At 67.9% G+C, this 20,322-nt stretch carries 11 protein-coding genes; 6 read left to right on the plus strand and 5 right to left on the minus strand.

The features are described 5' to 3' along the window. Window positions 1–45: 45 nt before the first annotated feature. A complete protein-coding gene (locus tag BUE43_RS27135) occupies window positions 46–555 on the plus strand; it encodes a DUF4365 domain-containing protein (protein WP_073488668.1) in 510 nt (169 codons plus the stop codon). Further along, a complete protein-coding gene (locus tag BUE43_RS27140) occupies window positions 555–1,685 on the plus strand; it encodes a hypothetical protein (protein WP_073488670.1) in 1,131 nt (376 codons plus the stop codon). Before BUE43_RS27135 ends, BUE43_RS27140 begins: the two co-directional genes overlap by 1 nt. Here the strand turns inward: BUE43_RS27140 and drmB are convergent. The 3 genes from drmB to BUE43_RS27155 all read right to left on the minus strand — a co-directional run bounded on the left by drmB (window position 1,674) and on the right by BUE43_RS27155 (window position 7,469). Further along, entirely contained in the window at window positions 1,674–3,536 is a 1,863-nt protein-coding gene (gene drmB, locus BUE43_RS27145) for a DUF1998 domain-containing protein (RefSeq protein ID WP_073488671.1), read from the minus strand. The two genes, BUE43_RS27140 and drmB, sit on opposite strands and share 12 nt — an antisense overlap. Beyond that, window positions 3,533–7,081 (minus strand): DISARM system helicase DrmA, encoded by a 3,549-nt coding sequence (gene drmA / locus BUE43_RS27150; protein WP_073488673.1) that lies wholly within the window; start codon window positions 7,079–7,081, stop codon window positions 3,533–3,535. Before drmA ends, drmB begins: the two co-directional genes overlap by 4 nt. Window positions 7,082–7,154: 73 nt before the next feature. Then, on the minus strand, window positions 7,155–7,469 hold the full coding sequence (locus BUE43_RS27155) for a hypothetical protein (RefSeq protein WP_073488675.1): 315 nt from the start codon (window positions 7,467–7,469) through the stop codon (window positions 7,155–7,157). A 78-nt stretch (window positions 7,470–7,547) separates the two neighbouring features. Here BUE43_RS27155 and BUE43_RS27160 point away from each other — a divergent pair, with 78 nt between their 5' ends. Together BUE43_RS27160 and BUE43_RS27165 are read left to right on the plus strand one after the other, a co-directional pair. Beyond that, a complete protein-coding gene (locus BUE43_RS27160; protein WP_234995955.1) occupies window positions 7,548–8,459 on the plus strand; it encodes a helix-turn-helix domain-containing protein in 912 nt (303 codons plus the stop codon). A gap of 13 nt (window positions 8,460–8,472) precedes the next feature. Further along, on the plus strand, window positions 8,473–8,730 hold the full coding sequence (locus BUE43_RS27165) for a DUF397 domain-containing protein (RefSeq protein ID WP_073488677.1): 258 nt from the start codon (window positions 8,473–8,475) through the stop codon (window positions 8,728–8,730). 20 nt (window positions 8,731–8,750) lie between these two features. Here BUE43_RS27165 and BUE43_RS27170 read toward each other — a convergent pair whose 3' ends face one another. Both BUE43_RS27170 and drmD read right to left on the minus strand, forming a co-directional pair. Continuing rightward, window positions 8,751–12,788, minus strand: a complete 4,038-nt coding sequence (locus BUE43_RS27170; protein WP_073488679.1) for an Eco57I restriction-modification methylase domain-containing protein — start codon at window positions 12,786–12,788, stop codon at window positions 8,751–8,753. Continuing rightward, entirely contained in the window at window positions 12,788–15,976 is a 3,189-nt protein-coding gene (gene drmD, locus BUE43_RS27175) for a DISARM system SNF2-like helicase DrmD (protein ID WP_200797677.1), read from the minus strand. The genes BUE43_RS27170 and drmD overlap by 1 nt, the downstream gene beginning before the upstream one ends. A 150-nt stretch (window positions 15,977–16,126) precedes the next feature. Here drmD and BUE43_RS27180 point away from each other — a divergent pair, with 150 nt between their 5' ends. Together BUE43_RS27180 and BUE43_RS27185 are read left to right on the plus strand one after the other, a co-directional pair. Next, window positions 16,127–18,241, plus strand: coding sequence for a UvrD-helicase domain-containing protein (locus tag BUE43_RS27180; protein ID WP_073488683.1), 2,115 nt, complete (start codon window positions 16,127–16,129; stop codon window positions 18,239–18,241). Window positions 18,242–18,317: 76 nt separating this feature from the next. After that, entirely contained in the window at window positions 18,318–20,309 is a 1,992-nt protein-coding gene (locus BUE43_RS27185) for a GmrSD restriction endonuclease domain-containing protein (RefSeq protein ID WP_073488685.1), read from the plus strand. Window positions 20,310–20,322: the final 13 nt, after the last annotated feature.

Genomic DNA, 20,322 nt, shown 5'->3' on the forward strand with positions numbered 1-20,322 from the left:
TCGAATACGGCTTCGTACGACTGTCGGGGGAACGAGACCGTGGGGATGACTCTGGACCGGAGACAACACCAGGGGTTGTTCGGCGAGGTCTTCGTTCGGGCGCTCGCGGTGGCCGCCGGGCTGACGGTGGCGAAGACCGACCCCGACGTGACTGGTGACGACTTCCTCTTCGGCTATCCGGGGCAGCTCGCGGGCACCTACTTCCCCCGGATCGAGGTTCAGGTCAAGTCGTGGTCCCGCCCCAACAACGGGAGCCCCTTCTGGCGCTATCCGATGAAGGTGGAGCACTACAACAACCTGGTCTACAGAACCCTGATCCCCCGGTTCCTCATCCTGGTCATCGTTCCCGAGAACGCCGACCAGTACGTCATCGGGACACACGGACACCTCCGTCTCCAGCACGCCGCCTACTGGGCCTCCTTCACCGGCAGGCCTGAGATCGACCCGAGGAGACGGTCGACGGTGACCGCCGAGGTGCCCCGCACGAACCTCCTCACCGCCGGGAAGCTCGTGGAGTTGTTCGAGGACTCGCCCCCGGGGGAGGTGCTCTTCTGATGGCGACCCCACTGGACATCGACGAGCTGGGCAGCGTCCTCCCGAGGAACGCGGCCCGGTACCTCGCCGCCACGGGATGGCGGGCGACCACCTCCTACAGCGTCGCGGCGGTGTGGTCGCGGGAGATCGACGGGGCCACGGTGGAGGTGCTGCTCCCTTCCACATCCGACCTCGGCGACTACCCCGCCAGGATCGCGGACGTCCTGCGCACCCTGGCCGTCGTGGAGGATCGGGACAGGCACGACATTCTGTACGAGCTTCGCTTCCCGTTGGTCGACGTGACGTACATCCGGACCATGCCGGAAACACCATCCGGAACGACGTTGCTGCACGAGGGTTTCAAGGCGATCAGCGGTGTGAAGGACCTGTTCCTCGCCGCGGCGACCACTGCGGCGCCCGAGATGCGGCAACCGGTCCTCCCGAACACCAAGCCTCAGGCTGTCTGGGACTTCATGAACCAGGTTCGCCTTGGCCTGACCCGCAAGGGCAGCTACGTCCTCCGCGTCGAGACCCTGCTCGACGACAACGACCGGCTTCCCGTGACCCCCAGAAACGTCGTCCGACATCTCTACGGCGCGACGCGAACCGCCCTCAACGCGGCCGAGGAGAGCGGTAACAGGAGCTTTGCGGCCTTCGCGGAGCAGACCGAGGCAGGGGTGTCGGCGCACCTGTGCGAGGCGCTGGCCGAGATCGGTGGCAACCACCGGAGCCCCTTCGACCTCAGCTTCACCTGGTCGCGGGCCGATCCCGTGACCGACGAGGAGACTCCGGACCTGTCCTTCGAGAGGCGGCACATCGAGCGACTGCGTGAGGCCGGCAGGTACCTCCGCGATCTCCCGACCATCAGGGAAGTCACCTTGCGGGGCAAGGTCATCGCGCTCCGGAACACGGCCCCGGACAGGCATCACGGCATCATCGAGGTGGACGGCGTGGTCGCGGCCGAGGACCAGCCCCGGGAGCGACAGAAGTACCTCGTGCACCTTCCGCCTCAGCACTATCCGTTGGCTGGCTCCGCCCATCTCAACGAGAAGGACGTCGTGGTCACGGGCTCCCTGAGAACATGGGGCCGCCAACCGGAGATCGTTCAGGTCACCTCCTTCGCTGTCGTCACGCCGGATTCACTGTTCTGAGCCGAAGAAGGCGTAGTCGGAGTCCGTGAGGGTGGGGACGAGCAGGGCTCGGTCCAGGTAGTGGTTGCCGCGCTCGCACGAGGTTTCCGAGGAGAACAGGCAGGCGTGGCAGGCCGCGCCGTAGAGCCGGCCCTGTACTCGGGGGTCGTGCTCCGCGCACAGCGGATCGGAGCTGCACAGCTCGGCCCGCTCCAACGCCCGGGAGATCAGGGTGCCCAGCCGGTCTGACTGCCCCAATGCGACGAGACCGCCGAGCGTGCCCTCACTGTCCGGAGCGGCGGTGTACAGAAGAACACCCGCCATCTGCCGCTGTCTGTCCGCATAGATCCGCTCGCCGATACCCGCAGCGCTGTAGCCGGACTCCAGGGCGAGTTCCCGAATCAACACGTGCGCGAAGGTGTGCAGCAGGACGTACCTCAGCCCTGGCCACTCACCGCGCGGCAGGTGGCGTTGCGCCCGCCAGAGATCATGCGCGGGCACGAGCATCTCCTGGGCCCGGAAGCGGACGGCCGACCTTGTCTCCCACTCAGCGAGGCGTTCCTCGTTGAACCGCAAGAAGATGCCCTCTCCCCGGGTCTCCGCACAGGGCACCCACGACGGCTCGGCCGAGCTGAGTGGTCCGCGTCTGTCGTCGTTGGTTCGCGTGACCTCCCACTCCGGCGCGTCGATGCGCGTGAACCCGTAGAGCGCGGTGACCTCCCGCAGCCGAGGCACCAGCACCACGTTGTCGATCACGCGCCGGAACCGCCGAGGCACGTCCTCGCGACGGGTCTTGAAGTCCGGAACGTCTACTGTGGAGGATGCGGTGAAGGCGGCCCACTCCGGGGTGAGCAGGTCCAGCTCGTCGCCGGGTTCGGGTTCCTCGTCCTGCTCCTCGTGGGCCATTCGCCGGATCTCGGCCCACACGCGGTCCACCCCGTACGGTTCCAGCTCGGGCCAGAACCGCTGCGTCGGCAGGATGCGCTTTGCCGCGTCCTCCGGAAGCGTGGTCAGGACCTCCAGGTTCCGCCAGAACTCCGAGACGAGATGCCGGATCGGATTGCTCTGCCTGGGCAGGGTGAAAGCCCGAAGCATCATCGGAAACCAACTGTTGGTCGCGCCGAGCACCAACGCCCGGGTTTGCCTGCCGCAGGGCGAGAACGTGCCGAGGTGCGGATGACGACCGCGACAGGCCGGCAGGTTCTCCTCCCCCGCCCGCCCGAACGCGTCAACCATGCGTCGCCGGGCACCGCAGTCCTTTCCCGTGCACTCGATGCTGACGTCCGCGACCTCTCCGGTGGTGCCCCGCTCGCTCATCCGCAGCGGGTGCGCGCCCTCCAGCTCCCTGCCGCGGTGAACGAAGTACAGCCACGGAAAGTCGTCGAGATGACCGTCGTCGCAGGCCAGCACGAACCGGGCGGGCACAGCGGTCGGCCGCGCACCGCCGTTGCCCCGGCAGTTGTGCACGTACCTGATCTTCTCCGGCTGGTAGGGGTGGCCCAGCAGCTCGAACAGTCCGGAGTCGGCTCGGGCGAGCTGGTTGCAGCGCTGGTGGGTGCACCGCAGCCAGTTGGGGAACAACCCGACCGGCGCGCCCACCCGCGCCCACTCCTCGAAGGGATTGGTCGTCTCCGGCACGTGCGGCGGGAGCCGAAGACCGTCGACCTGCGGCCCCAACTTGGCGCGGACCGCGGCGAGCAGGCGATCCTCCTCCACGTACGCCGAGCGTTCGAGGTTCCAGAAGTCCAGTCCCAGCATCACCACGGACAGGTTCGGCAGGTCGGCCATGGCACCAACCCCGTACGTGTGCAGGAGCTGGTTCGGACGCAGCGCCCCGACCCGCATCGGCTGGGAGTCACTGGCGCCGGTCATGCTGTCACCCCCTGGGTGTCGTCATCCGCCTTGACCACGGGCACGAACGGCGGGTCGTCCGCCGAGCGCGAGCCGTCCGGAGGCTGGAGAAGAAGCTGGATTCCTGGCTCCACATCACGCAACGACGTGGGACAGGTCGTGATGTGCCACCGTCCGTTGCCCGGCTTGTGCAACAGGCCCGCGGTGTCCTTCGCCCGCATCGGCTGCTCGTAGGCGAGACGACGATCGGGGAAGGCCCGCTGTCGGTCCCAGTGGTCCAACCGCCGGTCGGCCTCGTCCTCCACCCGCTTCCGGACCTCGCGGTCGGCGGGCTGCTCCGCACGCCGGCCCAGATAGCGGACAACGTGGTCGGCGACCTGGGAACTGCGGTTGAACTCCTGCGCACGCGCGTTGCCGTTGTAACCGGCTTCCAGATGGCGGGTGAGCGCGACCAGCACGCCCGTCAGACCACGGTCCACCGCCCGCTCGGCGAACGGCGTCACGGACAACGCCTCCACCTCGCGGTACAGACTGCCGTGGAAGTGCTCGAACCGCTCGTAGTGCGAGAGGTCGCGAGGCCGCGCCCAGTTGTAAACCATGAAGACGATGCCGGGCGCCGCACGGCCAACACGACTCGTCGCCTGGATGTACTCCGCGGCGGACTTCGGCTGGTTGCCCACCACCATCAAACCGAGCCGCGAGACGTCCACACCGACCGCGATCATGCTCGTGGCCAGGAGGACGTCGATCGGCCGCTGCGTGTTCTGCCCACGTGGGAACGGCACGGCGAGCCGGTCCAGCAACGGGCGGATCTCGTCCGAGGTGAGCCGGGACGTCAGCTCCCTGACGTCGGGCTCGGGACGGCTGGCCAGCCCCCGTTGGTCCGCGTGGCTGAGGCGCGTGGACACGTCGTCCTCCACCAACCGCCGCATGCCGCCGAGATCCCGCAAGCTGTTGAAGTAGCCGACGAGGGTCATGTACGGGTCGGTGACCTCGTTGTGGCCGTACTTCTCGTGCAACTTCTGCGCCGCGCCCATCACGGACACGTAGACCCGGATGAGAGTGGACTTGATGCGGGAACCGTGGGCGCAGATCCCCACGTACCGCCGGCCCGGCTTCTCCTCGGGTCGCCGCTGCCGCGCGAAGAAGCTGTCCCCCGCGTCCAACCCCGATGGGGGAAACACCTCGGTCCCCCGGTAGAACAACGCCTCGATCTGGAGGTTCGCCCGACGAACGGTCGCCGTCGACGCGACGACCTTGGGTCGGATGTTCCGCCCGCTCTCCTTGTCGTACCACGTGGCGAGCCGGTCCACAGCCGTCTCGTAGAGACCGACCAACGAGCCCAGCGGTCCGGAGATCAGGTGCAGCTCGTCCTGAATGATCAGGTCCGGCGGACGCAGGGTCGTGGCCCCGACGATCCGGGCGGCCGGGGCGTCCGCCGCGGGCCGGTGGTTCCCGCTCTCCCACTCCTTGCCGCGCAGGTCCTCGGTCACGTACCCGTGCCGCTCGCACCGCTGACTGACCCGACCGAACAGGGTCGTGGCCTCCCCGCGCCAGGGAAGCTGCGCGAACTTGTCCACGGTGCCGATGAGCAACGAGGGCGGATGCCGGTAGATCTCCTCGTCCACGACGAGCACCGGCAGTCCCCGGTGGTCGATGTCGTTGTTGTTGATCGAGGACATGGTCAGCCCGAACGGGCACTCCGTGTCCGAGCAGTAGATCAGCGTGCGGCGATAGGTCTTGTTGGCCTCGATGTTCTGGCCCGGCTCGATGGGCGCGCCACACCAGGGACAGCTCGTGAGCTGGTGCGGTGTGCCCCGGCCCCGCGCCGCCCCGCCCCGCTTCCCGCGCACGAGCTTCAGCCAGTCCTCGACGTCGTCGAACCGGTTGGGCGTCACTCCCCCGCCGACCCAGAGGCCGAGCCGGAAAGGTGCGGTCCCCCAGGTGGTTCCGGCCGCGCGCCTCAGCGTCTCCGCTGCACAGATCAGGGCGGCGGCCCGCTCGAACTGCTGGATCGTCAGCAGCCGCAACGTGTACCGCATCAGGACCGCGAGTCCCGCGCTGGTGTCCAGACCACCCGTGTGAGGCTGGAGCCGACGAGCGGCGAGGGTGAACGCGGTCAACCCGAGATACGCCTCGGTCTTGCCACCACCCGTGGGGAACCACAGCAGATCGGCGACGGCCTGGTCACGTTCCTCGGACCGCTCCGGATGGCGGGGATCACTGAGCGCCGGCAGGTTCAGCAACATGAACGCGAGCTGGAACGGCCGCCATCGCGGTGTGTCTTCGGCTTCGACCCGGCGCACGGTGGCGGTGAAGGTGAGCTGGGGCTCCTTGCGTCGCCGGTCCGCGATCTGGGTGTGCAGTCGTTGCAGGTGCATCGCGTGGTTGGCGAAGCCGAAGGCGCGCCGAGCAGTCTCGTCCCTGCCGAGCAGGGTGATTCCCGCTTCGATCCGGTTCGCCGCCCGGCGTGCGGTGTTCAGGGCGGCGCGGGCCTGTTCGGCGTACTCGGCCAGGTGCTCACGAGGGTCGTCGATCCTGGCCACCTGCCGGTCAATCCACGCCCGGTACTCGACGACCAGCGGGCGCAGCGCTCCCACCAGGGCGGCGGACGGACCATCGGACAGCTCGGCGAGCCGCTTCATGCCGAGCTCGAGATCGGCGAGCCCCGCCAGCTCCTCGTCCGTCTCCGGGTTGGGGATGTCGGTGGGGGGCACCTCGTAAACCGGCACCGTCCGGGTCTCAACCAGCCTGGCGCGCAGAGGATTCTCCGGCGACGGCTCGACGTGCACGGCGGCCCCGCTGCCCACGGCGAACTGCGGCTGGAGTCGGTAGGCCATCGCGAGCCGGCCCTGCTCCTCGCGGTCGGTCTGGTCGCCGTTGGCCCGCCAGCTGGCGCGGGGCAGGAACACTGGCTCGTCGCCGGGGCCGGTCGCGCTCATCTCGACCTGGAAGATCCACGCTGACGGGTCCCGCTTGCTGGCCGGCTGGGACTGGCCGTTCTCCACGTAGAGCGAGACCAGCCAGTCCCCCTCGTGCCGCCGACACCGACCCCGCACGACGACGTGCGGATGCTCCGGATCAACCGGCAACGGATCGATGAGCCCTTCGGCGAGGCGCACCCGCACAGTTCCGCCCCGCTGGTCCCGCCGCCACACGGTGCGCCCGGCCGTCTCCTCGCGCTCCGAGCGGACCCGCTCGTAGCGCCCCCACTTCGCGGCAACCATGAGCTCGGTGACCTGACCGTCCACTCGACAGGAGAACCCGAGCGCCGAAGGGTTGAGGCTCGGCACGTTCGGCGCGCTGGCCTCCTGGCCGCTCTCCACGAGATCACTGGCGGCGGCGCCGGACAACTCGTCCAGGGCCTCGGGTTCCAGATCGACGCCATGCGGCGCAAGCCGGCCGAGTGGATACCGGTCAACCGGGTTCTCGCCGGAAAACTCCTCCTCGGGGCCTCCGAGCGGGCCGAGGAGGTCGTCCAGCACGAGCCGCTGAAGCTCCGCACGGACTTCCGGGGGAGAGGGTGGCGCGAGCACGGGCTGGTCGAGCACGGGCTGGTCGGTCACAGCTCCGTACCGTATCCGCTGGAGCCGACAAGATCGTCCCTGATAGGCCCGGTCCACGCACCACTTGCCAAGATCAGTGCTCAGCCGACTCCCGCCGCGGTTCCGCCCACACGAGGCCGACCTCCCTGCTGTACGAGAACATCGTCATGAGGCTGTCGACGGACCGAAAGCTCCCGGTCGTCCGCCCCTCGGCCCCGACGACGTTCACGCGGTCGGCGACGGCCATTCCCCAGCCCTCCACCCGAGCCTCGGTGATCTCATCCCCCTCGTCCCGCTCGAACCCGCAGACGGCGAACAGCTTCGGCACGGTCGCGGCGACCTCCTCCGCGACCAACTCCCGCCGATCCCCCTCCAACTCCCAGAACTCAGCCTGGTCCAACGCACCCATCCCCGACCACTCCTCCCGATCAGCGATCGTGATCGCATACTAAAAGTGGTCTTATGCCTAGCTTCATGCCACGAAACGGTGAACCTGGTGCTGGTGCGGCTTGGCAGACTGACGCCACACGACGGATGCGGAGAGGGCCTCTTTCCAGAACGCGGCGACCCGCCAGCCCTGCGCTGGTTGGTTGGCAACGAATTACGACAAGCGCGTGTGCGTGTCGGGAAGACGCAGGCCGACGCCGCCCAAGCAGTTGGATGCAGCAAGTCAAAGATCAACTACTTGGAGAGCGGCCGCAACCAACAGCAGCCAGAGGAAGTCCGTCGGCTGCTCGCCTTCTACAGCGCTGACCCCGCCCACATCGAACGCCTGGTGACCCTGACGGAACGAGCCGACCAGCAGAGCTGGTGGGCACCGTTCAGCGACATCGTTCCCAAATGGCTGAAGACCTTTGTTGGTCTGGAAGCACTTGCCCAAAGTGAGTTCGTGTACGAGCCGCTGCTACTACCAGGGCTCGTGCAGACACCCGACTACGCAGCCGCGCTACTGATCAACAATCTTCGCGTTGCTCCCGCCGGGGCTGACCGCGTAGTGAAGCTTCGGATGGCCAGGCAAGCGAGGCTCTCCGGCAACGAGCCCTTGCAGTACCACGCCGTCATCGAGGAACCAGTGCTGAACCGCCTTGTAGGCGGCCCTAACGTCATGCGCGCTCAGCTACGGCACCTGCTGAAACTTATGGAGCAGGACAACATCGTCCTACAAGTCATGCCTTCATGTGTAGCCGTTCATGACGGACTTGACGGGGAGTTCACCCTTCTCACATTCGCGGAAGCTCTCAGCATCGGATACGTCGAGTTTCCAGCGGGAGCAGTGTACGTGCAGGATCAGGATCAGGTCGCCTTGCATAGCAAGGCCGCTGACCGACTGTCCTCGGTAGCGTTGTCGCCAACTGACACGGCCGAGATGATCCGCACGTACCTCGACGCGCTTCCCTGAAGGAGAAGTCGACATGAGCAGGCCAGCAACAACCTTGTTTTGGCGGACCTCCAGTCGGAGCAGTGATGGCTCCAACTGCGTCGAGGTCGCTGGTTGGCGGAAGTCAAGCCACAGCAGCAACGGTGAGAGCTGCGTGGAGGCCGGGTCCAGTGCGGACCTTGTGCTGACAGCCGACTCTAAGAACCCGGGTGGACCGGCTCTTAGCTTCCACAGGGCCGAATGGGGCAAGTTTGTGAGCGTGCTCAGGTCAGGCCAACTTGACCTGACCTGAGCACCTCCCACACCTGGGGATCAGAACAAGGCTCCATCCGGAGGAATCAACGCACCGTCAACGCTCTCGTTGGCCGAGGGCGGGAGGCTCCGCCTGCGGTTGCCCCCCACCCGACGCCCACGGTTGTGCAAACCCTGTGCGATCTCTTCGGCGTGCCGCGCGTGGTTCAGCTCCAGGAGGCGGTCCAACACCTCAACCTGCACCTCCGGAGCGATGGTGAAGCGCCGGCCCTGCCGGGTCTCGTAGAAGCCGTGCCCCAGGTCGAGATCTGTCCAGCCATACGCCTCAGCCACCGCTTTGTCGACCTCAACGTGGATCTCCCGCAACCGCTGGATCTCGTCGTCAGTCTCACCCGGCTTGTGCACCAGGTTGTAGAGCTTCGTGAGCCCAAGCTGCCGACCCAGCATCACACCCCGCCGGAACGTATGCAGCTGCTCCCCCACTCGATCCATCCGGGCAGTCAGCTCCGGTTGCGGGAACGTCTCGAACCCGTCCGACGGCGTGTAGCGAAGCCTCGTCTCAAGCGTCGACTCACCCTTCGTCGTCCACCATCCAAAGTGAACGTTGCTCGACAGCAAGGTGAGGTAGGAATCCCGGTCTATCGCGAAGACAACAACCTGCTCGCTCATGACCTGGCGGGTCGACACGAACTGAGGCAGACCAGTTTTGCTCACGCGCGCAATCACAAGCACGCGATCGAGCCCAGCAATCGCCTCCATCATGGCAGGCCGCCTCTCGGCGTACTGCCACCACCTCTCGCGATACACCCTTCGGTTGTTTTGTGACCGGAAGGGCTTCACATCACGCTCAACGATCTCGAAGCACTCCGCATACTCGGCCGCCTTCGCTTCGGACCAACCATGGAAGTTGATCACCCAGCGGCTCGCCAAGGAGTCGGGCCGAGAGTTGAGGTCCTCGCCGTTGAGGTAGGGGAACAGCACCTCCGCGTTACGCGGGTCCTTGTCAATCAACTGACGGGCGCGCTCAGTGTCCAGGATGAAACCTGCTCCAAGCACGATCGAACCCTGAAACGACTGCTCAGCGTTGGCCATCAGCCGATTAGGGCTACCGGAGACCCGTGACCGGGGGCTGAGTGACGGCGTGATACCGGAGACACGGTTGCCGTCAAGGGTCCGCACCTCCTTCTCGCGGGTGCGACCTACCCAGATCAATGCGACTTCCAGGTTCGCCGCACCGGGCCAGGGTTGAGACTTGACCGCGCGATAGACTTCCCAGCCTCGCCCGACCGCCTGGTCCAGCCCCACCTCACGCGTGTCGCCCTGAGCGATCGTGTTCGTGGCGATGATCCCCAGCCGCCCCCGATCACTAATGTCGAGATTTCGAAGCAGGAAGTAGGAGCACAGGTCAGCGCTGCCACGCCTGCCACGCCCCACATGCTTGACCAGGTACTCGCGAACGTCCCGGCCAATCGAACCGGTCAGGCGCTGGCCGCCAACAAACGGCGGGTTGCCCACCACAGCATCAAAACCTCCGCGCCGCATCACCTCGGGGAACTCGAGGGGCCAGTGCAGCGGTCGAATGGGCTCCGGGCGCGGTCCGCGCAACCATTCCTCAATGACCTCGCCCAGCCGTCCCTCTAGAGGTGATTCCTCCTCGGACCGCAACGGCAGGATTTTGAGTGCATCGCCGGTCACCAAGTCCAGATAGGATTCGTAGCTCTTGGTGTCCTCGTCCCCCTCTTCACGGCCGCGTGCTTCACACAAGGCGGCGCCCACCACCGCGTCGGCCATCAGTCGGAGACGTCTCGTCAACCGCTCGGCCTTCGCCAGCTTCTCTGCTTTCTCCTTCGACTCGTCGTGGTACTGGGCGACAGTCGCCTCGATCTCCTCACGGAGCTTCGTCGCGTCGGTCAGCGCCGCGTCGATGTGGTCGTCGATGGCACCTGGGATCTGATTGTTGCGGGCCAAGCCGCTCGCGGGGTCAAGGTGGAAGCGCACGAGCTGGTCGAGGGACCGCACACCCACCAGCGAGTCACCCCAGCGAAGGGCGTGGTCGAGGAAGCCAAAGGGCCTGTCCTTGGCCAGGGTGACCAGCCACAGCGAGAGTTTCGCCAGCTCCACCGCCATGTCATCGCGATCGACCCCGTACAGGCACCGCGCGGCGACCATCCGCCGCGCGGCCAGCAGCATGCCCTCGCGATCCTCCCCGCCGTTCATGATGTCGGCGACATATTGAGGAACCCCGTCGCGGTCCCAACCCTCCACCAGACGCTCGGCGAGGTAGCGGCAGGCCGAGACCAGGAACGCGCCTGAGCCCATCGCCGGGTCGCAGATCTTCAAGTCCAGCAACTTCTCCGCTGGCTTGACACTCCACTCACCACGCTCGACGCCTTCCGCCGGTCCGGGCTCGAAGCACAACGGTGCAAGGGTGTGCTCCACGACCTCCTCAGCCAGGGAGCGCGGCGTGTAGTGCGTGCCCGTGGCGCGCCGGTCACCGACCTGCGTGAACAACACGGACCCGGCAGGGAAGACCGTCGGCTCGTTCCGAAGGTCCTGGCGCAACAGGCCCCAGAAGGGACGAATCCGCTCCGCGAGCGCGGAGTCGTTGTCACAGGCGGCGTGCAGTGCCGCGACCTGGTCCAACGTCGGCTCGGTCGCGAGCGCCTTGGCGAGCTGTCGAGAGGTCAGGCCACACGTAGCCAGAAGCCAGGTCCGCAGCTTCTCGTCACCCTGGGCCGCGAGGGATTCCAGCTCCGCCAAGGGAATCTCGGGCTCCAACTTGCCGATGAGGCCGACGTACGGCTCATCGACCTTGCGGCAGGAGAAGTCCAGCAAGCCCTCGTAGACGTGACCGATCTGCTCGACGTCCAAGCCCGCGTAGCTCAACCGTTCCGCCGCACGGCCCTTGTGGCGCAGCACTAGGAGCGCGTCGAGGATCTCGTGGATCACGCGGTCCGAGACCCGCGCCTGCTCCAGCCAGGGGAACGCCCACGGGTTGAACAGCGATCCACCGTGAGCCGGAATCCGGAGGTCCGGATGCCAGCTTCCGTCGTGAATCGCGCAGAAGAGAGCCAGCAGGCGCGGCCACGCGGCCTTGCGGCGGTCGCCGATCTCGTCGCCGTGGAGGTTCCGCTCCGCCTCAAGCCGCTCGTAAAGCGTGGACACCGCGTACGACTCGGCGTAGACGGGGTCGTTGACCGGGAGGAGGCGCTGTTCCTCCGCGTAGAGCAGGAAGACCAAGCGCATGAGCACCGTCAGGCTGGCGCGGTAGATCTCCCGTTCGGAGGCGACGTCGAGCAGCCTCCCGCCTTCTTCGCGGTCGAGCCGGGCCAGTTCGGCCACGAACAGCTCGACCGCTTGGCGCACCTGGTTGCCGAGCGTGTCAGTGACCTGGGCCTGCGCCGCAGCGCTGCGCGCGAACAGGCCGGCGAGGCTGGTCGAGGGCTTGTTGTCCGGCGTCGTAGCCGGTGGCAGGACACGGGGAGCGCTGAGCAGGGTGGCGAACGCCCGCAGCAGCACGGGTTCTTCCAGCCAGAGGTCCGCGTCGAAGACGGCGGTGCTGCTGGCCTCGCCGGGGCGCGCGTGCACGAGCACCCAGAACTGCCCGTTGGTCAGCAGCGCCAGGGGAATTCCAGTATCCCGGCAGATCTGCGCGACCCGTTCCGACAATGCGGGCTGACCGTTGACCGCCTTGGTCAGTGACTCGTCGAACGGTCGCCGATACACGTACATCCGACCAGCGCGGCCACCCTCGGGCGTTGGCGCGGAGACCACGTTGTCGGGGCGCGGGCCGGAGAAGTCCGGTGGAACAGACGTACCACTGTCCATCATGGACGGTGGGAAGCGCAGCAGCTCGGCGAGCACGAGGTCCTGCCACGCGGAGCCGAGGACGTCGGGGGCTTCGCTGAACTCGGCCCACGCCTGGCGCAGACGGGTGCGAACGCCGTCGGGGACGGTTTCGAGGCCGTGGGGGAACGCCTCGGTGAGCGTCGGCAGCGCCAGGAACGGGCCTTCCGGGCGAAGCAGACCAAGCCATTCGGAGTGGTGCTCGGCGTTGCTGGGCGTGCGGGCGCCGGTGGCGCGGCGAGCAGGGGACATCAGTGCGCTCCTCGGGCGATCGCGGCGGGAACCAGGAACTCCACGGCAACCGGGAAGGTGTGCGTCCTGGGACCGGCGTAGCGCCGCCGCAACGCCTCGGTCTCACGTTCCCGTTGTTCCGGCAGGGAGTTCAGGCGCGTGGTCAACGCGTCGCGGTCGGCCCGCAGCTGGTCCTGCTCGGTCTCGAACAGGCTGGGCTGGTACCAGAGGTCCTTGTCCTCCAGCACCGACCTGATCGACCGCTCCAGCTCGTCGAGCACGGCCTCGATCGCCGTGACCTCCTCGTCGCAGCGTTGCCGCAGAAGGCTCTGCATGCTGCGGATGCGGTCGGAGGCGCGGGTGGTGAGCGCGCGCCTCAAGGGATCGGCCAGCTCAGACCACACCGCCGCGAGCCGGGCCCGAACTCCTTCGGGGACGGGCTCATCCGACGCGGCCGCCAACCAGGAGCTAACCTCGTCTTTCTTGGCGCGCACGAGCTTTCCGCCCTCGATCAGCCCGCCAGCGGTGATGACCTCCTCGTGAAGGCGCGTGCCTTCCGCTCCAGTGACAACCACGCGGCCGTACGCGACCGCCGCCGGTACGCGCAGCGTGTCCCCAGGAACCACCCGGGCCGTGACCCGGCGCAGCTTGGCCGCGCCACTCGGCGACGCGTCACCGTTGATCGACGCCCTGGCCTGCGCCCACAGCTCCGCGCGCAACAGCCGCAGACACATCTGCACCAGGCGGTGTCCCAGGTGGAGCAGGACGACGTCCTGCCGCCCTGCCACGGCATCCTGGTCGAAGGTGACCGGCCGCTCGGCACCGGTGACGGGGTGGTAGAGGCCGTCGTTGCGCGCTGAGGCCCAGGCTCCTGGCAGCTCCGGCAGGCGGAAGACCGGTGCGGCCAGGCCCGGCAGCGGATCGGCCGGTGTCAGGTCACGGCGGTGGGCCAGGCGGAGTGCGGTGCGGACCACCTGCTCCAGCGTCTCCGGCGTGAGGTCGAGATCCGTGCGGCTGCTGGCCAACGCGTCGGTGAGGCGTTGCAGGTCGCGGGCGAGATCCCGGTCCACCTTGAGCCGGGCCCGCTTGGCGCGGCTGGCGATCTCGACGTCCGCGGCGTGCCAGTCGGCCGCGCGACCGAGCATCTTCTCCTCCACCTGGGCGGCGATGACCTCGCCCGCGCTGCCCAGGTCGGCCCGGATGCGCTCGACTTTCTCCGCGGCGACGCGCAGGAAGGCCAGCTCGTCCTCCAGCGATCCGGCGTTGAACGTCCGCTGCCGCCACCCGACCGGCACGAAGTGCCGCACCTCCACAGTGGACGCCCGCTGGCCGTGCCGGTCCACGCGGCCGTTGCGCTGCTCCAACCGGTTGGGGTTCCAGGGAATCTCCCAGTGCAGCACGCGGTGGCAGTGCCACTGGAGGTTGATGCCCTCGCTGGCCGCGTCCGTGGCGACCAGCACCCGCACCGGGTCGAGTTCCGGCTCGGCGGTGAAGACGTTCTTGATCCGCTCGCGTTCGTCTCTGTCCTGGCCGCCGTAGAGCAGGGCGAGCCGCTCCTGGGGATAACCCTCGTGGATCAGGCGGTCGAACAGCCAGCGCTGGGTGTCGCGGTACTCCGTGAAGATGATGACGCGCTCGTCGGACCACTCGCCGTGGGGGCGAACGATGGGGTCAAGCCACCCGCGCAGCGCGGCGAACTTGCCGTCCGGGCGCCCCTGGGCCTGACGCGCCCAGTCCCGCAGCTCGACCAACATCCCGCGTTCCTCCGCGGACAACGGCGGCGCCCACTGCCGAACCGCGACCAGGGCGTCCGACTCGGTGTCGCCATAGGCGGCGTCGTCCTCGGCGGTCTCCTCCAGCTTGTCGATCAGGGGGCGCAGCACGCGCTCACCCGTCGCATCGGCGACGGGTTTCGCCTCGTCGCGCTGGGACATCGTCTCCAGATGCTTCTCGACCGTCTCCGCGAAGGCCTTCGGCGAGGAGAAGAGGCGACGCTTGAGCAGCGTCGTCACGAAGTCCGCCGCGATGCGCTGCGCCTTCGCGCCCGCGGCCTCGCGTCGGCTCTGGGCGTAGCGGTTGAGCAGCGCATGTGCGTGCCGCTCGTCTGCGGAGTACTCAACCTCCACGTAGCCGAGGTCGCGGGCGCCGAAGCGCGGGGTGCCGTCCCACTTCGCGGGCAGCTCGCTCTTGAGTCGGCGCACCATGACGCGGGCGAGCTGTTCCTCGGTCGGCCGCACGCCACGGGCGAACCTCTGGTCGTCCAGCAGCTCCAGCAACGCCGTGAACGACTCCAGGTAGCCGTTGTGCGGGGTGGCCGAGAGGAACAGCCGGTGCTCGCAGTGGGGGGCCAACTGGCGGATCGCCTTGGTCCGCAGGGAGTCAACCGCGTACCGACCACGGCCGGAAGGCGCGCAGGTGTGGACCTCGTCCACGACGAGGAGGTCGATGGTCCTGGGATAGCGCGGAACCGAGGGAAGGACCTCCCGCAACAGCCGCATCGGGCGTTCGCGCTTGAGCCAGTCGACGCTGACGATCAGGCGGGGGTAGTGGGTCCAGGGATTGGCGTAGAGGCCACGGGAACGGCGCAGGTCCTTCAGCATCTGCGTGTCGACGATGCGGAAGTCCAGGCCGAACTTGTCGCGCATCTCGTCGCGCCACTGCAACGTGAGCCCGGCCGGGCAGACGATCAGCATCGTGCGGGCCCGGTGGCGGAGCATCAGCTCCTGCATCACCAGCCCGGCCTCAATCGTCTTCCCGAGTCCGACGTCATCCGCGATCAAGAGGTTCGTGCGGGGCATGGACAGTGCCCGGACGACGGGGTCAAGCTGGTAGTCCTCGATCTGGATGCCGGAGCGGAACGGGGCCTGGAGGGCGGTCCTGTCGGCGGAGGCGACCGCACCCCATCGCACGGCGTGGAGGAACGCGGCCAGCTCGTCGGGAGCGTCGAAACCGGCCTCGGGACTCGGCAGGACCGTCGTGTCATGGATGACGGCCCCGATCTCCAGCTCCCAGACGACGCGCAACTCCTCGTCCCGTGCGTCGTCCTCGACGCTGATCAGGGACACGAGGTGTGGCCGACGACCGCTGAAGCGTTGCGGGTCGTCGCTCGCGATCTCGCCCTGGGCCACGCTCGCGGCCACCCACTGCCGGTTCCGGACGGTCACGAGCTGGCCCTCGCTCGGGACCGCGACCACTGGCTCATCCGACACGCTCGTCACGAAACCCCTCCCCCAACGGACACAAAGATCATCCTTACGGATGGTCTATCACTTCAACCAGGCCGCCGAGGTCACGCGATCAATACCATCCGTCACCGGTAAGGTCATCAGGCGCTCGGACGGGTGGCATTGGGGGAAACAGTGGCTCGACTGGCGATCGCCAAGGACTTCCTCGCCGACTTCGCGCGACTGGAGAAGCACCTCCAGAAAGCCGTTCAGGACGCCTTCGACAAGTTCGCCCAGCACACACACGCTGGCCTGCACCTGGAGCCGCTCAACAACTCCAGGGACCCACGCATCAGGACCATCCGGATCAACCAGCAGTACCGCGGTGTCGTGCTGGCCCCCGAGAACGGAGGCGAGCACCTACTGCTGAAGGTGATGAACCACGACGACGCGATCGCCTACGCGGTGAGCCGCCGGTTCACCGTCAACGAGGCGATCGGCGTTCTTGAGGTGCGGGACCAGGAGGCGTTGGAGGACATCGAGCCCGCGTTGCGGCAGGCCGCCGAGAAGACCGAGCGGCGGCTCTTCGACGACGTCTCGGACAGCGACCTCGTCCGACTCGGCATCGACCAGGCGGTCCTACCGCTGGTTCGCGTCCTGTCCACCGAGTCCCACCTCGACGCCCTGGCACCGCTCCTGCCGTCACCCCAGCACGACGCCCTGGTCGCACTCGCCTCCGGGATGACGCCGGAGGAGGCATGGGCCGAGGTCAGCAAGCACATGCCGACCGCGGAGCCGCCCGAGCACATCGACCCGACGGACCTCGCCTCGGCGATCGAGAGGACGCCCGACCAGTACGTCATGGTCTCCGGGCCGGAGGACCTGGCCGAGATCCTGGCGCACCCCTTCGCCGCCTGGCGGATCTTCCTGCACCCCCGACAGCGCTCGATCGCCTATCGCGAGTCCTACCGCGGCCCGGCCCTGGTCACCGGTGGCGCGGGCACCGGAAAGACCGTGACGGCCGTGCACCGCGCCGCGTTCCTGGCCGAACGCGCGACCACGGCCGAGGACGAGCCCCGCATCCTCGTCACGACCTACACCCGCAACCTCGCCGAGGCCCTGCAGGGCCAGCTCGCGATGCTGGTCTCCGACGAGGTCGTCGAATCGCGAATCGAAGCGTCCAATGTGGACCGTCTTGCCTATCAGGTCATCACGGAGGCGCACGGCAGGCAGCCCGACGTCGCCGACAACGACACCATGAACCGCCTGTGGGACCAGGCCGCCGCGCTCATCGGCGGGGAGTTCAGCCCCTCGTTCCTGTGGCGCGAGTGGGAACAGGTCATCCTCGCCCAGCAGATCCACGACCTTCCCGGCTACGTGGAGTGTCGGCGTCGCGGTCGTGGCAGGGGCCTCAACACCGCGCAGCGGGGGCGGGTGTGGACGGCGATCGGGCATGTGCTCGCCGAGCTGCGCCGTTCGGGGCAGCGAACCCATCACCAGATCGCCGACGAGGCCGCCCGCATCCTCAACGAGCGCGCGGAAAAGCCCTACCGGCACGTGATCGTGGACGAAGGCCAGGACCTGCACCCCGCGCAGTGGCGGTTGTTGCGGGCTGCGGTCGCGCCGGGCCCTGACGACCTGTTCATCGTCGCCGACCCCAACCAGCGCATCTACGACCACCGCGTGTCGTTGGAAGCCCTGGGCATCCGCGTGGTGGGCCGCAGCTACAAGCTGACCATCAGCTACCGCACGACCCAGGAGATTCTGAGCTGGTCGGTGGGCGTGCTCAACGGCAACGCCGCCACCGGCCTGAACGACGAGCCGGACACCCTTGCCGGCTACCGGTCCCCCATGCACGGCCGCCGCCCCGTGGTTCGCGGGTTTCCCAGCCGCGCCGCCGAACTCGACGCGCTCGTGGACCAGGTGCGCGTGTGGCTGGACTCGGGCGTGGAACCCCAGGCCATCGCCATCGCCGCCCGGTTCGGTTGGCGGGTGCGGGAAGCACGGGACGCGTTGGAGCGGGCCGGCATTCCCACCGCGAGCAGCCGGGCCAAGGACGCGGACGGAGTGCGCGCGGGCAGCATGCACTCGATGAAGGGCCTGGAGTTCCGGTGCATCGCGGTGATCGGCGTCGACGAGGACGACGTGCCCGCGACCAAGTTCCTGACCAGCCCGGAGGAGGACCCGGTCGCGCACCAGCAGGACCTGCAACGGGAGCGCTGCCTCCTGTTCGTCGCCGCGACCCGCGCCCGCGACATGCTCGCGATCTTCCACCAGACGGGGAAAGCGAGTCCCTTCCTGAAGGCGTGACGCGTCGTCCCACCCTCCCGACAGACGTGGTCGGCACCGCTGACCACCCCGCCTACGGCGATGAGGACCGAGAAGAATGCCCGTCGAGAAGACCGAGCGAGACGTCACGACGTTGGTCGGCCAGATCTCCGGTGGCGAGATCCGGCTGCCCGAGATCCAGCGGGGCTACGTCTGGAAGCCGACCCAGGTCGCGCGGCTGGTCGAATCCCTCTATCGCGGCTATCCGACGGGCTCGCTGTTGTTCTGGCAGACCACCGAGACGCCGCAGACCAGAGAGGCGGCGACCGGAACACCACAGGCGACGGCAGCTGTCCTTCCGCTGTACCTCCTGGATGGTCAGCAGCGGCTCACATCGCTGCACCGGGTCCTCACCGACCACCCCGACGCCCAGGTCGTCTTCAACGTGGAGACCGAGGCCTTCCAGAACCAGAGCGCGACCACCGCCAAGGACCCGCGCTGGATCAAGGTGCACGAGGTCCTGCGGCCCGGGGCGAAGCAGTTCCCGCTCATCCAACGGCTGCACGAGGCCGTGCCCGCACTCGACCCCGACGTCGTCGGCGAGCGGATCGGCCAGCTCGCGGCGGTTCGGAGCCGGCGCTTCCACATGGAGATCCTGACCGACTTCCCGTACGAGGAGGTGGCGCAGATCTTCGTGCGGGTCAACAGTGGCGGCCAGCGGCTCCGGACCACCGACCTCTCCCTCGCCACGCTGTCGGCACGGTGGCCGGGCATCCTCGGCAAGCTGGAGGACGAGGCCGACTACTGGGCCCGCCGCGACTACCCGGACCTCGACGTCACCTTCCTCACCCGCGCGCTCACCGGCGCCGTGCTCGGTCGTGGCCTCAACGCCTGGTCCCACGGGAAGCTGGTGGCAGCAAGCGACGAGGCTCTTGAGCAGGGCTGGCGGACCGTCCAACGCGGACTGCGCCACCTCGTTCCGCTGCTGCGGGAGAACCTTGGCGTTGACCACAGTGGACTCATCCCTTCCCACGTGGCGTTGCTGCCGTTGATCGTTTTCCTCGGGGAACGTCCCGACGAACCGCTCGGCGCCGACACGACCAACGCGGTGCTCTACTGGTTCCTGGTCGCGACGATCCGCGCTCGGTACAGCGGTTCCACCGACACGCGTCTCGGGCAGGACATTCCCGCCACCCGGGAACCCGAGCCCATCAAGCGGCTTCTCGCCAACCTGGGGGCGTTGGACACCCGCGTCGAGGTCACGGCCAACGACCTCCAGGGGCGCAACTACGGAAGCCCCTACTTCTTCCTCAGCTATCTGGTAGCGAGGCGGGCCAACGCCACCGACTGGTGGTACGGCACCAGCATCTCCGCGAACGCCGAGGGCAGCCAGAAGCTGGAGTACCACCACATCCACCCCCAGTCGACGCTGCGGAACCACCCGAACGGCTACGGCAAGGGCGAGATCAACGAGATGGCGAACCTGGCGTTCATCTCCGCCAGGGCGAACCGCAAGATCAGCAACCGGTCGCCGAAGCTGTACTTCCCCGAGCTGGACCCCGCGGATCTCGCCGCGCACTTCGTGCCTCTCCAGGAGGAACTGCGCGACGCGTCGGCCTACCGCGAGTTCCTCGTCGCCCGCCGCACCCTGCTGGCCGAGACGATGACGGCACTGCTCGACCGGTTCCGACCATCCTGGGTGGCCCCGCTCGGCGGGTCTGCCGACCCGCTCGCCGGCCGCTCCCTGGAGTTCCAGCTCTACCGCGGACAGGCACAGACCGATGGGAGCCTCGTCGTCACGGCGCGCACCGGGACCGACGAGTGGTCCGCCGCGCTCGGCCTCGCCGACCTGGAGTCGGCACTGCGAGCCGCGGAATCCGGCCTCGACAGCGACGTCGACATCGCCGGTGAGATCGTGCCGGTGCGGGTGGACCACGAGGACGTGGAGATCCTTATGGGCCCCTTCCTCGTCAGCGGCAGCATGGCCGAATGGAAGCAGACCCTGGACCGGGAGCGGGCGGACGCGCTGCCGTGGTCGAAGTACCCGGTCATCGACCCAAGACCTTGGCGCGGTGAACGAGTCCGCTTTCCCGTGGCCAACGTGGACTGACCACATCAGCTGC

The organism is Streptoalloteichus hindustanus (genome assembly GCF_900129375.1).
GTDB classification, from domain to species: Bacteria; Actinomycetota; Actinomycetes; order Mycobacteriales; family Pseudonocardiaceae; genus Streptoalloteichus; species Streptoalloteichus hindustanus.

Bases quoted from the DNA above. Each gene is read 5' to 3' on its own strand.
- BUE43_RS27135 (WP_073488668.1), top strand. From the start codon at position 46: ATGACTCTGGACCGGAGACAACACCAGGGGTTGTTCGGCGAGGTCTTC.
- BUE43_RS27140 (WP_073488670.1), top strand. From the start codon at position 555: ATGGCGACCCCACTGGACATCGACGAGCTGGGCAGCGTCCTCCCGAGG.
- drmB (WP_073488671.1), bottom strand. From the start codon at position 3,536: ATGACCGGCGCCAGTGACTCCCAGCCGATGCGGGTCGGGGCGCTGCGT.
- BUE43_RS27155 (WP_073488675.1), bottom strand. From the start codon at position 7,469: ATGGGTGCGTTGGACCAGGCTGAGTTCTGGGAGTTGGAGGGGGATCGG.
- BUE43_RS27165 (WP_073488677.1), top strand. From the start codon at position 8,473: ATGAGCAGGCCAGCAACAACCTTGTTTTGGCGGACCTCCAGTCGGAGC.
- BUE43_RS27170 (WP_073488679.1), bottom strand. From the start codon at position 12,788: ATGTCCCCTGCTCGCCGCGCCACCGGCGCCCGCACGCCCAGCAACGCC.
- BUE43_RS27185 (WP_073488685.1), top strand. From the start codon at position 18,318: ATGCCCGTCGAGAAGACCGAGCGAGACGTCACGACGTTGGTCGGCCAG.